Origin of the sequence: Streptomyces sp. NPDC050211, from assembly GCF_040656035.1 — a bacterium.
Taxonomy (GTDB): domain Bacteria; phylum Actinomycetota; class Actinomycetes; order Streptomycetales; family Streptomycetaceae; genus Streptomyces.
In genome coordinates this window covers 57,404-70,694 of sequence record NZ_JBFALC010000014.1, presented here as the reverse complement: position 1 = coordinate 70,694, position 13,291 = coordinate 57,404, and the positions used below count along the sequence as shown (strand labels likewise).

Below are 13,291 nucleotides of genomic sequence, written 5' to 3'. Positions count from 1 at the left end.
ATTTAGCTGAAGTAGTTATACGATATCGCTCTATCGACGGCCGGGACAGGGAGGGCGCGTGAGCGAACGGGACAAGGTGGCACTCGTCACCGGGGCGGGACGCGGTATCGGCGAGGCGATCGCCGACCGGCTCGCGGCCGGCGGATGCTCGATCGCCGTCTGCGACCTGGACACGGAGGCCGCCGCCAAGGTCGCCACCGGGCTCGCCGAACGGTACGGGGTCCGCGCCACGGGAGTCGGCGCGGACATCTCCGACAGCGCTTCGGTGCGGGCCGCGGTGGAGTGGGTGACCGCGGAGCTGGGACCGGTGGACATCCTCGTCAACAACGCCGCCGTCGATGTCATCGCGCGCTTCACCGACAGCCGCGAAGAGGACTGGGACCGCATCATCGCGGTCAATCTGCGCGGCACGATCACCATGACGCGGGCGGTCCTCGACTCGATGATCGAGCGGGGCGGCGGGCGCGTCATCCACATCGCCTCCGACGCGGGCCGGGTCGGCTCCTCGGGAGAGGCCGTGTACTCGGCGACCAAGGGCGGCGTGATCGCCTTCGGCAAGACGCTGGCCCGCGAGGTCGCCCGGCACGGCATCACCGTCAACAGCGTCTGCCCCGGCCCCACCGACACCGCGCTGCTCGGCCAAGTCGCCGAGTACAGCCAGAAGATGTACGAGGCGACCGCCCGCGCGATCCCGCTGCGCCGTATCGCGCAGCCGGCCGACATCGCCGGTGTCGTCGCCTTCCTCGCTTCCGACGACGCCGCCTACATGACCGGGCAGACGCTCTCGGTCAGCGGCGGCCTCACGATGGTCTGAGGTGGACAGCGTGCTGCGTGTCGAACTCCGCGACCGGATCGCGGTGTTGACCCTGGACCGGCCGAAGCGGCTCAACGCCATCGGCTCCGAGACGGTCGGCCTGCTGAAGGACGCCCTCGCCGACGTGCGCCACAACGACGACGTACGGGCTCTCGTGCTGGCCGGCGAGGGGCGTGGCTTCTCGGCGGGTGCCGACATCGGGGAGATCGAGTCGTGCACGGCGCCCGGGCAGTTCCGTGCCTTCGTGGGGTGCCTGACGGAGACGTACGCGCTGCTTGAGGACTTTCCGAAGCCGTCCGTCGCGGCCGTGCACGGGTTCGCGTACGGCGGCGGTCTTGAGCTGGCGCTCGCGTGTGACCTGCGGGTCGCGGAGCGGGGCGCGCTGCTCGGGCTGCCCGAGATGAAGCTCGGCGTACTGCCGGGGGCGGGCGGCACTCAACGGCTGCCGCGGCTGCTGCCGTCGGCGATCGCCAAGCAGATGATCCTCACCGGCGAGCCGATCGACGCCGAGCGGGCCTGTGAGCTGGGCCTGGTCAACGAGGTGGCCGAGCCCGGTGGTGCCCTCGCGGCGGCCGAGGCGCTCGCGGGCCGACTTGCCGCCGGCGCCCCGCTGGCGCTGGCCGCGGGCAAGCGGCTGATCGACTACGGGCTCGGCATGGATCTGGAAGCGGCGATCGCGTACGAGCGCGAGAGCGTGACGGTGCTGTTCTCGACCGAGGACCGCGCCGAGGGGCTGAAGGCGTTCCGGGAGCGCCGGCCCGGTGAATTCCGGGGCTTTTAGCGGGCGTTGGCGGGCTTGGCGGACTTGGCTGGCCTGGCGGATCTGACGAAGTGGAGGTGGGTCGTGCGGCCACTGGAGGGCATTGCCGTCGTCGAGCTGGGCATGTGGGTGGCGGCACCGGCCGCGGCCACCATGCTGGCCGACTGGGGCGCGGACGTGATCAAGGTGGAGGCGCCGACCGGCGACCCCAACCGCTACACCCTGCGCCATGTCGGCCAGGAGATCGACAGCGCGCCGCCGTTCGAGACGGACAACCGGGGCAAGCGCGGGATCGTGCTGGATCTGCGGGCGGAGGACGGCAAGGCGCACCTGGAGCAACTCCTGGAACGCGCCGACGTGTTCGTGACCAACCTCCGTCCGGGCGCCCTGGAGCGGCTGGGTCTGTCCCCCGACGAGATACGGGCCCGCCATCCGCGCCTGGTCGTCGGCACATTGACCGGGTACGGCTGGACGGGCGCCGAGCGCGACCGGGCGGGCTACGACGTCTCCGCGTTCTGGGCCCGTCCCGGGATCGCCGCGATGCTCAACCCCGCCGGTGAGCCACCGCCCGGTATCCGCCCCGGCCTGGGCGACCGTACGGCCGCGGCGAACCTGGTGGCCGGCGTACTGGCCGCGCTGCTGCGACGCGAGCGCACCGGGGAGGGCGGCGTGGTCGACGTATCGCTGCTCCGCTCCGGGACGTACGCCAACGGCAACGACCTCGCCCTGCAGAACTTCTTCGGCAAGCGCGGCCGTACCCGCCCGCGTACCGAGCACGAGTCCCCCCTCTACAACTCCTACCGGGCCGCCGACGACCGCTGGTTCTGGCTGGTCGGTCTGGAGGGCAACCGGCACTGGCCGGGGGTGCTGAAGGCGCTGGGCCGTGAGGACCTGGGGGACGACGAGCGGTTCGCCACCGGCAAGGCTCGGCGGGGGCACGTACGCGAACTGATCGCCGTGTTCGACGAGGAGTTCGCGAAGCGGCCGCTGGCCGACTGGGCGGAGCGGTTCGACGCCGAAGGCGTGTGGTGGGCGCCCGTGCAGACGCTGGCGGAGGTGGCGGCCGATCCGCAGGCGGAGGCGGTCGGCGCATTCGTCGAGCAGCCCGGCATGGGCGAGGCGCCGCCACTGCGGACGGTCGCGACTCCCGTCAGTTTCTGGGGAGTTGACGACAAGCCGCGCACCGGTGCGCCGACACTCGGCGAGCACACGGACGACATACTCAACGAGCTGGGGAGGTAGGTCGTGGGCATCCTCGACGACAAGGTCGCGATCGTGACCGGAGGTGGACGAGGGCTGGGCCGTGCGCACTGCCTGGCCCTCGCCGAAGCGGGCGCCACGGTGGTGGTGAACGACCTCGGCGCGGGCGTGCACGGTGAGCAGACCGGTGACTCCCCCGCCGACGACGTCGTCACCGAGATCACCAAGCTCGGCGGACGAGCCGTCGCCAACCACGCCTCGGTCTCGGACTGGGCGGCCACCGAAGCCATGGTGGCGGACACCGTCGCCGAGTTCGGGCGGCTCGACATCGTGGTGAACAACGCGGGCATCGTGCGGGACCGCATGCTGTTCTCGATGAGCGAGGCCGAGTTCGACGCGGTGATCGCCGTGCATCTGAAGGGCACGTTCGCGCTGACCCGGCACGCGTGCGCGTACTGGCGTGAGGCGTCGAAGCGGGGAGAGCGGGTCGCCGGCCGCGTCATCAACACGACGTCGGGGACAGGGCTGTTCGGGAACGCGGGGCAGTCCAACTACGGTGCCGCGAAGGCCGGAATCGCCGGGCTCACCGTCCTCACCGCCCTGGAGATGCGCCGGTACGGCGTCACCGCCAACGCCATCTCGCCGATCGCCGCCACCCGGATGACCGACGGGCTGACGGTCGGCGACTCCCTGCAGGCCACCGACGACTTCGACCCGCGCGATCCCGCCAACGCCTCCGGAGTCGTCGTCTACCTGGCCTCCGACAGCGCGGCCTGGCTGACCGGTCAGGTCCTGCGCATCGAGGGCAACCGGCTGAACCGGCTCCAGGGCTGGACGGTCGCGGGCGTCCACCCCAGCCGGTCCGGCAAGGCCCTCACATACGACGAACTCCTCGAAGCCGTACCCCAGTTGTACGGTGTCGCCCCCGCCGGACGCGCCACGGGAGTGGGTCAGTGAAGGGCCAGGACGCCGCCGCGCTGGTCCTGCGTGCCACGCTCGGCCCGATGCTGTTCGCGCACGGCTGGAACAAGGTGGCCGGGCCGGGCGGGCTGAAGGGGACGACGGGCTGGTTCGAGGCACTCGGGCTGAGACCGGCCGAGGTGCACGCGCGGATGGCGGCGGGGACCGAGATGGCGGCGGGCGCGGCCATCACGCTGGGCGCCGCCGGTCCGCTGCCCGCCGCGGCGACGGTGGGCCTGATGACGGTGGCCGCGCGGACCGATCACCGCGGTAAGGGCTTCTTCGTTTTCAAGGGCGGCTGGGAGTACGTCGGTGTCGTGGGCGGCGCGGCGGTGGCGCTGGCCGCGCTCGGCAACGGCCGGTATTCGGTGGACGGGTTGCTCGGGCGCGGGCGTCCGGGTGCGGGACCGGCCGTGCTGGCCGCCGGGGTCGGGGTGGCGAGCGCGGCGGCGCTGCTCGCCCTGTGCTACCGGCCGGCTCCCGATGATCCCGACGAGCCAGAGCAGTGAGCGACGAGTTCAGAGCAGCAGTGAGCCAGGGAGGCGACATGGACGCGGACGACTTCTCCGCGGTGCTGTCCGAGGTCCGGCGTTTCGTCCGGGAGCGCGTCGTGCCGCTGGAGGCGGAGATCGACGAGAAGGACGAGATGCCCGCGGAGATCCGCGAGGCGGCCAAGAAGATGGGCCTGTTCGGCTTCGCGCTGCCCGAGGAGTACGGCGGGCTGGGGCTGTCGATGTACGAAGAAGCCCAGTTGATGTTCGAGTTGGGCTATACGACCCCGTCCCTGCGCTCGATGTTCGGCACCAACAACGGCATCGCCGGGCACGTTCTGATGGTCGGCGGCACCGAGGAGCAGAAGGCCCACTGGCTGCCGAGGATCGCCTCCGGCGACGTACTGGCATCGTTCGCGCTGACCGAACCGGACGCCGGCTCCGATCCGTCGACGCTGACGACCAAGGCTCGCCTGGAGGGCGACGAGTGGGTGATCAACGGGGCCAAGCGGTACATCACCAACGCCCCGCTCGCCGACGTCTTCATGGTCTTCGCCCGCACCGACGACGAGGCCCCGCGCACCCGCGGCATCTCCACCTTCCTGGTCCCGGCCGGCACGCCCGGCCTCACCGTGGCGCCCAAGGACCACAAGATGGGCCAGTTCGGCGCCTGGACCGCGGACGTCTACTTCGACGACGTACGCGTACCGGCCGAAGCGCTCGTCGGCGGCGAGGACGGCCTGAATCGCGGCTTCGCCACGGCGATGGGCTGTATCGCACACGGACGGGTGCACATCTCGGCCCTGATGGTCGGGATGGCCGAGCGGCTGGTCGACGAGTCCGTCGCGTATGCGAGCACCCGCAGGCAGTCCGGCAAGCTCATCGGCTCCTTCCAGCTCATCCAGGGTCTGATCGCCGACTCCATGACCGACTACTACGCCGGACGCGCCACGGTCCTGGAGGCGGCCCGGGGCTTCGACGCGGGGACCGACCTGAAGGTCGGCCCGTCCTGTACGAAGTACTTCGCCAGCGAGATGGTGTGGCGGGTCGCGGACCGGGCGGTGCAGATCCACGGCGGCGCAGGATACATGCGCGGCGTCGCGGTCGAGCGCTTCTACCGCGACGCCCGGCTGTTCCGCATCTACGAGGGCACCAGTCAGATCCAGCAGGTCATCATCGCCAAGGCGCTGCTCGGAGAGGCCGCTCGCGGCTGAGGAAGGCACACGATGAGGGGCCGCCGGCTGTGCCGGCGGCCCCTTAGTCGCGACTGACGGCGCGGTCTCAGATGCCCAGCCGGTCCAGCAGCCGCTCGTGATACACCGCGGGGCCGCCGAACAGCAGCTGGGAGGACTTGGCACGCCGGAAGTACAGGTGGGCCGGGTGCTCCCAGGTGAAGCCGATGCCGCCGTGGACCTGGATGTTCTCCATCGCCGCGACCATGTACGCCCGCGAGCAGCAGGCGTGGGCGACCGCGGCGGCGACCGGGAACTCGTCCGAGCCCTCGGCGGCGAGCCGCGCGGCCTCCCGGCTCGCGGCCTCGGCGAGTTCCACCTGGACCAGCATGTCGGCGCACTTGTGCTTGACGGCCTGGAAGGTGCCGATGGGCCGGCCGAACTGGTGGCGGGTGCGGGCGTATGCGGCGCTCTCCTCCAGACAGCGCCGCGCCCCGCCCGCCTGCTCGGCGGCGAGTCCGACGGAGGCGAGGTCCAGGACCCGGTTCACGATCCGCTCGGCCGCGCCCTCGGCGCCGACGAGCGTCGCGGGTACGGCGTCGAGGGTGAGCCGTGCCATCGCCCGGGTCGCGTCCAGCGTCTCCATCGGCTCGGCGGTCAGACCCACGGCCGTACGGTCGACCGCGAACAGGGAAGGACCGGCGACGGTACGGGCGACGACCAGGATGAGATCGGCCGTCGTCCCGTCGATGACGAAGCTCTTGCCGCCGGTCAGCCGCCATCGGCCGTCCCCCACGGCTCGTGCGGAGACCAGCGCGGGGTCCCAGGACCCGGCGTCCTCGGCGACGGCAAGCGTCGCCGTGGTCCGTCCGTCGGCGATACCGGGCAGATGACGCGCGCAGGCCTCCGCGTCGCCGGACGCGAGCAGGGCCGGGACCGCGAGGACGACCGTGGCGAAGAACGGCGAGCACAGCAGCGCCCGGCCCATCTCCTCCAGGACCACGCCGAGTTCGACCATCCCGAAGCCGTCACCGCCGTACTCCTCCGGGACGGTCAGCGCGGGCAGCCGCAGCTGGTCGGAGGCCTGTGCCCACACCGCCGGGTCGAAGCGCGGCTCGCTCTCCATGAGCTTGCGGACGACGTCCTCGGGCGACTTGGCTTCCAGGAACTCCCGTACGGCTGCCCGCAGTTCGCGCAGTCCGCTGTCGTCGACGGTCACGAGCGTGCCTCCTTGGGCAGTCCGAGGACGCGTTCCGCGAGGATGTTCTTCATGATCTCCTCGGTGCCGCCGAGGATGCGCAACGCGGGGGTGGCGAGGAGGAGTTCGGACCAGGCGTACGTGCCCCACTCGCCGGTGTCGGCGATCATCCGTGGGCCGAGGACGTCGGACGCGAAGTGGGCGGCCCGGGTGAGATTCTGGCCGTACATCAGCTTGGAGACGGACCTCTCGGGGCCCGGTGTGACTCCGGAGCGCAGGGCGCGCGTGGCGCGGGCGTTGAGGTAGCCGGTGGCCATGACGTCCACGAGGAGTTCGGCGAGGCGGGCGCGCAGGGCGCGGTCCTCCCCGGTCCAGGTGGCGCGCATCAGGGCGGCCAGACGGTCCGGGGAGAGGGCGGCGCCCACGGGGCCGGCGCCCTCGCTGCCGACGGTCGCCCGCTCGTTCATCAGCGTGGTCAGGGCGACCGTCCAGCCGCCGTCGACCTCGCCGAGGCGGTGGTCGTCGGGGATGCGTACGCCGGTGAGGAACACCTCGTTGAAGTCCGTGCCGCCGGTCATCTGCCGGAGCGGACGCACCTCGACGCCGGGGGCGTCCATGGGCACCAGGAACGCCGTGATGCCGCGGTGCTTCGGCGCCTCCGGGTTCGTCCGGGTCAGGGCGAGGCCGATCTGGCTGTGCTGGGCGACGGACGTCCACACCTTCTGTCCGTCGAGCACCCAGTCCTCGCCGTCCCGCACGGCGCGGGTGGTCACGCTCGCCAGGTCGGACCCGGCGCCGGGCTCGCTGAACAGCTGGCAGGCGATGGCGTCCCCGCTGTACATCGCGGGCAGCCAGCGGTCCTTGAGGTGCGGTTGGGCGTGGGCGAGGATCGTCGGGCCGATCATGCCCAGGCCGACCACGCTGATGGTGCCGGTGTCGGGGACGTCGTACTCGGCCTCGATCGCGTCGTAGACGACGTCATGGATCGGGGTCAGTCCGCGGCCGCCGTACTCCTCGGGGCCGGTGATCCAGCCGAAGCCGTTCTCGTAGCGGACGCGCTGCCAGTCGCGGGCCCGCTGGACGTGCTCGCGGTCCTCCTCGGGCGGGAGGCTGCTGAAGTACGCCATCGAGTCGTCGCCCTCGCCCCAGGTGAAGGCGGTGCGGTCGGGGGCTTTCGCCGCGTGGGCGTCGAGGAAGCGGCGTACGTCGGCGGTGAAGTCCTGCATGTCGTCGTCCATGTGCGCTCAGGCCCTCACGTGCTCAGGATGGTGACCGCGGACACGCCGGGGGCACCGTACAGATGCGTGTAGCCGACGCGTGGGGTGCCGGGGATCTGCCGGGACCCGGCCGTGCCGCGCAGCTGGAGCACGATCTCGTGGATCTGACGCAGTCCGGACGCGCCGATGGGCTCGCCGTTGCCGAGCAGGCCGCCGTCGGTGTTGACGGGGAGCCGGCCGCCGATCTCGGTGGCGCCCTCGGCGATGAGGCGTTCCTGGTCGCCGTCCTTGCAGAGCCCGTTCTCCGCCATGTGGATGATCTCCGACCCGGCGTCGGTGTCCTGGAGCTGGGCGACGTCGACGTCCTCGGGCCCGATGCCCGCGCTCTCGTACGCCGCCCGGGCCGCGTCCACGGTGGGGCTGGGCGTCGGCTCCCCGACCGGGAACGACGGGCTCTGCACCTCGAACGCGCCGAGGCGGCGGCTGCGCAGGGCGGTGGCACGGACCCGGACGGGAGTCGAGGTGTACTTGTGGGCCTGGTCGGCGCGGCACAGCACGAGCGCTGCCGCGCCCTCGTCGGGACCGCAGTACATGTACTGGCGCAGGGGGTAGTTGAGGACCGGCGAGGCCAGGATCTCCTCCATCGACAGCGGCGTACGGCGCCAGGCCTTGTCGTTGCCCGCCGCGTTGCCGAAGTTCTTCGACGCCACGCGCGCGAGGGTCTCGTGGGAGATGCCGTGGTCGTGCATATAGCGGTTGATCTTCATGCCGAAGAAGTGCGTGGTGAGGAAGAGTCCCGTCTGCCCGTACCAGGAGGGGATGCCCGCCACGGACGGGTCGGCCGCGAAGGCGCCCCGCGGGTGCTTGTCCATGCCGATGGCGATGGTGAGGTCGTGCTCGCCGGTCTCGATGGCACGGGCGGCCAGCGCCACCGCCGTACCGGCCGTGGCACAGCCGTTGAAGACGCCGCGCAGGGGTACGCCGGTCAGGCCGAGGCCACCGACGATCGCGTCCGGATTGGCGACCTCGTAGCTGCCGACGTAGCCGCCCTGGATCTGCGGCCAGGTCACGCCCGCGTCGGCGAGGGCCATACGGACCGCTTCCGCGCCCATCTCCATCGCCGGCCTGCCCGGGAACCGGCCGAAGGGGTGCAGCCCCACGCCGATGATGACCGCTTCCATCAGACCTCCTCCTCGACCGGGGTGAACGCGAACGTCAGGACCTCGGTGCCGTCGTCGTCGACCCGGTAGGGCACGAGCGTCAGCCGCATGTCCTGGCCGATCGCGAGCTTCGCCGGGTCGGGTTCGGTGAGGCGGGCCTCGACCAGCAGCTCGCCGGGGAGTTCGACGTAGCCGACGGAGTACGGCTCGAAGGACTCCGGTCCGTCGTACGGCGGGGACGGCGGGCGGAAGTTCTGGGTGGTGTACGTCCAGAGGGTGCCGCGGTCCGCCAGCAGCCGTTCCTTGGACGCGTCGCCGCCGCATCGCAGGCAGAACTCGGTGGCGGGGAAGGCCACTTCGCCGCAGGCCGTGCACTCGGAGCCGATGAGACGGGGCTCGGGGTCGGACCTGAACAGGCCCTCGGCGACCGGTTTCCGTGTCGTCATATCAGCCCCTCCGGTTGCCGAGCGCGTCGGCGTTCGGTGCCGCCTTGGCGACCAGGTTCGGCACGACGGAGGTCAGTTCCTCCGGTGTCCACCGGGACTCGGCGCTCGCGCTGGGCCCGTTGACCCAGCCCTCGAGCACGGTGATCCGGTTGCCGACGGCTCCGAAGACACGGCCGGTGACCTCGCGCGAGGCGGCCGAGCCCAGCCACACCACCAGGGGCGAGATGGCCTCCGGGGTCAGGTCCTGGGTCTCGGCGGCCTGCTTCATCACCTCGATGTCCTCGGTGAGCCGGGTGAGGGCGGTCGGCGCGATGGCGTTCACCGTCACTCCGTAGCGGGCGAGTTCGGCGGCGGCGATGATGGTGAGGGCGGCGATTCCGGCCTTCGCCGAGCCGTAGTTGGACTGGCCCGGGTTGCCGAAGACACCGGACGGCGAGGTCGTGTTGATGACCCGGGCGTCGTTGGCCTCGCCCGCCTTGGTGCGTGCGCGCCAGTGGGCGGCCGCGTGGTGCAGAGTGGCGACGGTGCCCTTGAGGTGGACGGCGATCACGCTGTCCCAGTCCTGCTCGGTCATCGACACGATCGTCCGGTCCCGCAGGATGCCGGCGTTGTTGACCAGCACGTCCAGCCCGCCGTACGTCTCCACGGCCTGGCGCACGAGTCGCTCAGCGCCGTCCCACGACGCGATGTCGTCGGTGTTGGCCACGGCCTCGCCGCCGGCCTCGGTGATCTCGTCCACCACCGCCTGCGCGGGCCCGGTCGAGGCACCGCCTCCGTCGCGGGCGCCGCCGAGGTCGTTGACGACCACATGCGCACCCTGCGCGGCGAAGGCCAGCGCGTGCGCCCGGCCGATCCCGTTGCCGGCGCCGGTGACGACCACGACCCGGCCGTCGGCCACTCCTTCAGACATCTCTTCAACTCCTATGTGATGACGGCGAGTCGGCGAGCAGCACGCGCGGATCCTCGCTCCCGCAACCGCAGCGACCGGTCTCGACCCGCCCCGGAAGGCCCAGCGGGGTCTCGGGCAGCGTGGATGTGCGCCCCTCCCCCGCGGCCACGAACAGCTCCCCGTCCCGCTCGCCCACCCGCCACTCGGCCGCGTTGACATGCGCCCCCGAGCGTTCCGGGCACTCCAGCGCCAGGGCCGGTCCCACCGGCGCGATCAGGAAGGCGCCGACACCGGCCGCGCGCAGCACCGGCACCGCGGCGGGCCGGGCGAGCACGACCGATGTCGTGCGGAACATCTCGCCGATGTCGGCGGTGCCGCTGAGCCCTTCCAGGGTCTCGGCGGACAGGCCGATCACCGCGTGCGGTTCGAGTTCGCGGTGGAAGACGGACGTACGGCGGTGGTCCCAGCCCATCGCCTCCGCGATGCCGTACGTCACCTTGAGCCCGCGCAGCGCGCCGATGACCGAGTGGCACCAGAAGCCCTCGAAGCCGGAGGTGGTGAGCAGGGCCCGCTGTCCGGCCGCGAGGCCGTGGCCGCGCAGCTGGTCGGTGACCCAGGCGGTGTCGCGGGCGAGTTCGGCCCAGGTCAGCTCGGTGTCGACGGTGCCTGTGGCCGCCGGGAAGCGTACGACGTAGGCGAGTTCGGGCCGGTCGAGGTTCCTGGCCCGGGCGAGGGTGTCGGCGCGCGCCATCAGCTCTTCACCACCCGGGGGAACTTGGCGACGCTCGGCATGGTTCGCAACAGCTCCTCCTCGGTCCGCAGATCGAGCACCGGCTTCACCCCGGTCCGCTCGCGCACGGCTTCGCTCAACCGCCCCGCCAGGGCGTCGACATCGGCGGTGCGCTCCGGGTCGTATCCGACGCGCAGCCGCAGTTCTTCCACCTCGCGGCGCTGCCGGACGATCTGGAACACCCCGGCGCCCGTCTCCGGCTGGTCCTCCACCGCCTGCCAGATGTCCCGCAGGACGACCGAGCGTCCGCGGACGAGGGTTTCGTCGCCGCGCCGGCCCGCCACCCACATCCGGGCGTGGGTACGTCCGCAGCCGCACCGGTCCCGGGACAGCCGGACGAGGTCCTCGCTGCGGTAACGGATCAGCGGGGCGGCCCGGTTGTCGAGGTCGGTGGCGACGAGTTCGCCGAGGTCACCCTCCACGACATCGGCCCACCCGTCGTCCTTCACGTCGACGCACTCGGCGAAGACCGTGTCCTCCCACAGGTGGAAGCCGTCGTGCTCCCGGCACTCCCAGGCGGTGCCGGTGTCGGCGGCGCTGGTGTACTCGTAGACCTCGATGCCCCAGTCGTTGACGATCCGCTCGCGCATCTTCCGGCTGAGCGGCTGGCCTGCGCAGGAGGCGCCCTTGAGAGAAGAGAACGCCTCCTTGAGGTCCGTCTTCTCCGCCAGGTGCTCCAGCTCGACCATCTGCGGATAGATCATCTGCAGATAGGCGGGCCGGTACTTCCGCAGCGCCTCGACCACCTCGTGCATCCGGCCGATCCAGGTGTCCACCTCGATCACCACGGCGCCCAGCGCCTGGAAACCGGGGTCCATCAGGTTGCGGAAGGTGCCGGGCGGGCTCAGCACCCGGTCGCCGGGCCTGAGGCCCAGCTCCCACAGGTCCCGCACCTGGGCGGTGACCAGGGGCGGCGCGTCCTCCCAGATCTCGGCGAAGAACTCCGGGTCACCGGTGGTGCCCGAGCTGGAGGACACCGAGGTCAGCTCGTCGGGCCGGACACACAGCAGACCGCCGAAGGGGTCGCCGGTGCGGGCCCGGTGGGCACGGATCATGTCCTTGGTGATGAAGGGGATACGGGCCCGGAAGTCGTCCAGGGTCCGGATGTCCCGTGGATGCACGCCGTGCGCGTCCCACAGCTCTCGGTAGAACGTGGAGTGCGCATAGGCGTACTCCACGAGCTCCAGGACGCGCTCCTCCTGGAGCGCGCCCAGCTGCTCGCGGGGCATGGTCTCCACCTGCGGCTCGAAGTACCTGTCACCGACCATGGCGCCTCCTTGCGTCCCGGCTGCTCAGATGTTCCAGCTATCAGCGCAATCAGTCAACTAATTCGTCGGAATCACTTCCACTGGAGCGAACCCTCGGCTTATATAGTTAACTATTAGAACTCATTAAGCCACCCGGAGGTGCCGCTGTGAAGATCGTTGTCTGCGTGAAGCACGTGCCCGACGCGACGGCGGACCGGACCTTCACCGAGGACGGCACCACCGACCGCGACTCGGTCGACTCCCTGCTGTCCGAGCTCGACGAGTACGCGGTCGAACAGGCCCTGCGGGTCGGCGAGTCGGGCGAGGACGCCGAGATCACCTACCTCACGGTGGGCCCCGACGACGCCAAGGACGCGCTGCGCAAGGCACTCGCCATGGGCGGCGACTCCGCGCTGCACGTCAGCGACGAGGACATCCAGGGCAGCGACGCCTTCGGCACCTCGCTCGTCCTCGCCAAGGCGATCGAGCGGCACGGCTTCGACCTGGTCGTCTGCGGGATGGCCTCCACCGACGGCGGCATGGGGGTCCTGCCCGCGCTGCTGGCCGAGCGGCTCGGCGTCCCGGCCGTCACCCACCTCGACGAGGTCACGGTGACCGACGGCACGGTCTCCGGGCGACGGGAGGGCGAGACCGCGTCCGTGCGGGTGCACAGCGCGCTGCCGGCCGTGGTGTCGGTGACCGACCGCTGCGGCGACGCCCGCTACCCCTCCTTCAAGGGGATCATGGCGGCGAAGAAGAAGCCGCTGGAGAGCCTGGACCTGTCCGACCTCGGCATCGAGCCGGAGCAGGTCGGCCGCAGCGCCGCCCGCTCGGCCGTCGACCGCGCGGCGAAGCGTCCGCCGCGCGCGAAGGGCGAGATCGTCGCCGACGAGGGAGCGGCCGGCGCCGGTCTCGCCGCGTTCCTCACCGCCCAGAAGTTCATCTGA

At 71.4% G+C, this 13,291-nt stretch carries 14 protein-coding genes; 7 read left to right on the top strand and 7 right to left on the bottom strand.

The window, feature by feature from the left end:
- Window positions 1-58: 58 nt before the first annotated feature.
- The 6 genes from AB0I98_RS17420 to AB0I98_RS17395 all read left to right on the top strand — a co-directional run bounded on the left by AB0I98_RS17420 (window position 59) and on the right by AB0I98_RS17395 (window position 5,439).
- Entirely contained in the window at window positions 59-814 is a 756-nt protein-coding gene (locus AB0I98_RS17420) for a 3-oxoacyl-ACP reductase family protein (RefSeq protein WP_362941963.1), read from the top strand.
- 10 nt (window positions 815-824) lie between these two features.
- Entirely contained in the window at window positions 825-1,595 is a 771-nt protein-coding gene (locus tag AB0I98_RS17415) for an enoyl-CoA hydratase/isomerase family protein (RefSeq protein ID WP_362941960.1), read from the top strand.
- Window positions 1,596-1,658: 63 nt separating this feature from the next.
- Window positions 1,659-2,816, top strand: coding sequence for a CoA transferase (locus tag AB0I98_RS17410; RefSeq protein ID WP_362941957.1), 1,158 nt, complete (start codon window positions 1,659-1,661; stop codon window positions 2,814-2,816).
- 3 nt (window positions 2,817-2,819) lie between these two features.
- Window positions 2,820-3,731, top strand: a complete 912-nt coding sequence (locus AB0I98_RS17405; protein WP_362941954.1) for an SDR family NAD(P)-dependent oxidoreductase — start codon at window positions 2,820-2,822, stop codon at window positions 3,729-3,731.
- Window positions 3,728-4,243, top strand: a complete 516-nt coding sequence (locus AB0I98_RS17400) for a DoxX family protein (RefSeq protein ID WP_362941951.1) — start codon at window positions 3,728-3,730, stop codon at window positions 4,241-4,243. Before AB0I98_RS17405 ends, AB0I98_RS17400 begins: the two co-directional genes overlap by 4 nt.
- 38 nt (window positions 4,244-4,281) lie before the next feature.
- Window positions 4,282-5,439 (top strand): acyl-CoA dehydrogenase family protein, encoded by a 1,158-nt coding sequence (locus AB0I98_RS17395; RefSeq protein WP_362941948.1) that lies wholly within the window; start codon window positions 4,282-4,284, stop codon window positions 5,437-5,439.
- Between the two features lie 67 nt (window positions 5,440-5,506).
- Here the strand turns inward: AB0I98_RS17395 and AB0I98_RS17390 are convergent, their stop codons facing one another.
- From AB0I98_RS17390 to AB0I98_RS17360, 7 genes are read right to left on the bottom strand one after another with little or no spacing between them, the layout of a single operon-like run.
- On the bottom strand, window positions 5,507-6,616 hold the full coding sequence (locus tag AB0I98_RS17390) for an acyl-CoA dehydrogenase family protein (protein WP_362941945.1): 1,110 nt from the start codon (window positions 6,614-6,616) through the stop codon (window positions 5,507-5,509).
- Window positions 6,613-7,833: an acyl-CoA dehydrogenase family protein gene (locus AB0I98_RS17385; RefSeq protein WP_362941942.1), complete on the bottom strand. Its 1,221-nt coding sequence runs from the start codon at window positions 7,831-7,833 to the stop codon at window positions 6,613-6,615. Before AB0I98_RS17385 ends, AB0I98_RS17390 begins: the two co-directional genes overlap by 4 nt.
- Window positions 7,834-7,847: 14 nt before the next feature.
- On the bottom strand, window positions 7,848-8,996 hold the full coding sequence (locus AB0I98_RS17380; RefSeq protein ID WP_362942185.1) for a thiolase family protein: 1,149 nt from the start codon (window positions 8,994-8,996) through the stop codon (window positions 7,848-7,850).
- A complete protein-coding gene (locus tag AB0I98_RS17375; RefSeq protein WP_362941939.1) occupies window positions 8,993-9,418 on the bottom strand; it encodes an OB-fold domain-containing protein in 426 nt (141 codons plus the stop codon). The genes AB0I98_RS17380 and AB0I98_RS17375 overlap by 4 nt, the downstream gene beginning before the upstream one ends.
- Window position 9,419: 1 nt before the next feature.
- Complete coding sequence (locus AB0I98_RS17370; protein WP_362941936.1) at window positions 9,420-10,328, bottom strand: SDR family oxidoreductase; 909 nt, start codon at window positions 10,326-10,328, stop codon at window positions 9,420-9,422.
- A 4-nt stretch (window positions 10,329-10,332) separates the two neighbouring features.
- Window positions 10,333-11,058, bottom strand: coding sequence for a hypothetical protein (locus tag AB0I98_RS17365; protein ID WP_362941933.1), 726 nt, complete (start codon window positions 11,056-11,058; stop codon window positions 10,333-10,335).
- Window positions 11,058-12,365: a phenylacetate--CoA ligase family protein gene (locus AB0I98_RS17360; RefSeq protein ID WP_362941930.1), complete on the bottom strand. Its 1,308-nt coding sequence runs from the start codon at window positions 12,363-12,365 to the stop codon at window positions 11,058-11,060. The genes AB0I98_RS17365 and AB0I98_RS17360 overlap by 1 nt, the downstream gene beginning before the upstream one ends.
- A 146-nt stretch (window positions 12,366-12,511) precedes the next feature.
- On the opposite strand from AB0I98_RS17360, the gene AB0I98_RS17355 reads away from it, so the two are divergent.
- Window positions 12,512-13,291 (top strand): electron transfer flavoprotein subunit beta/FixA family protein, encoded by a 780-nt coding sequence (locus AB0I98_RS17355; protein ID WP_362941927.1) that lies wholly within the window; start codon window positions 12,512-12,514, stop codon window positions 13,289-13,291.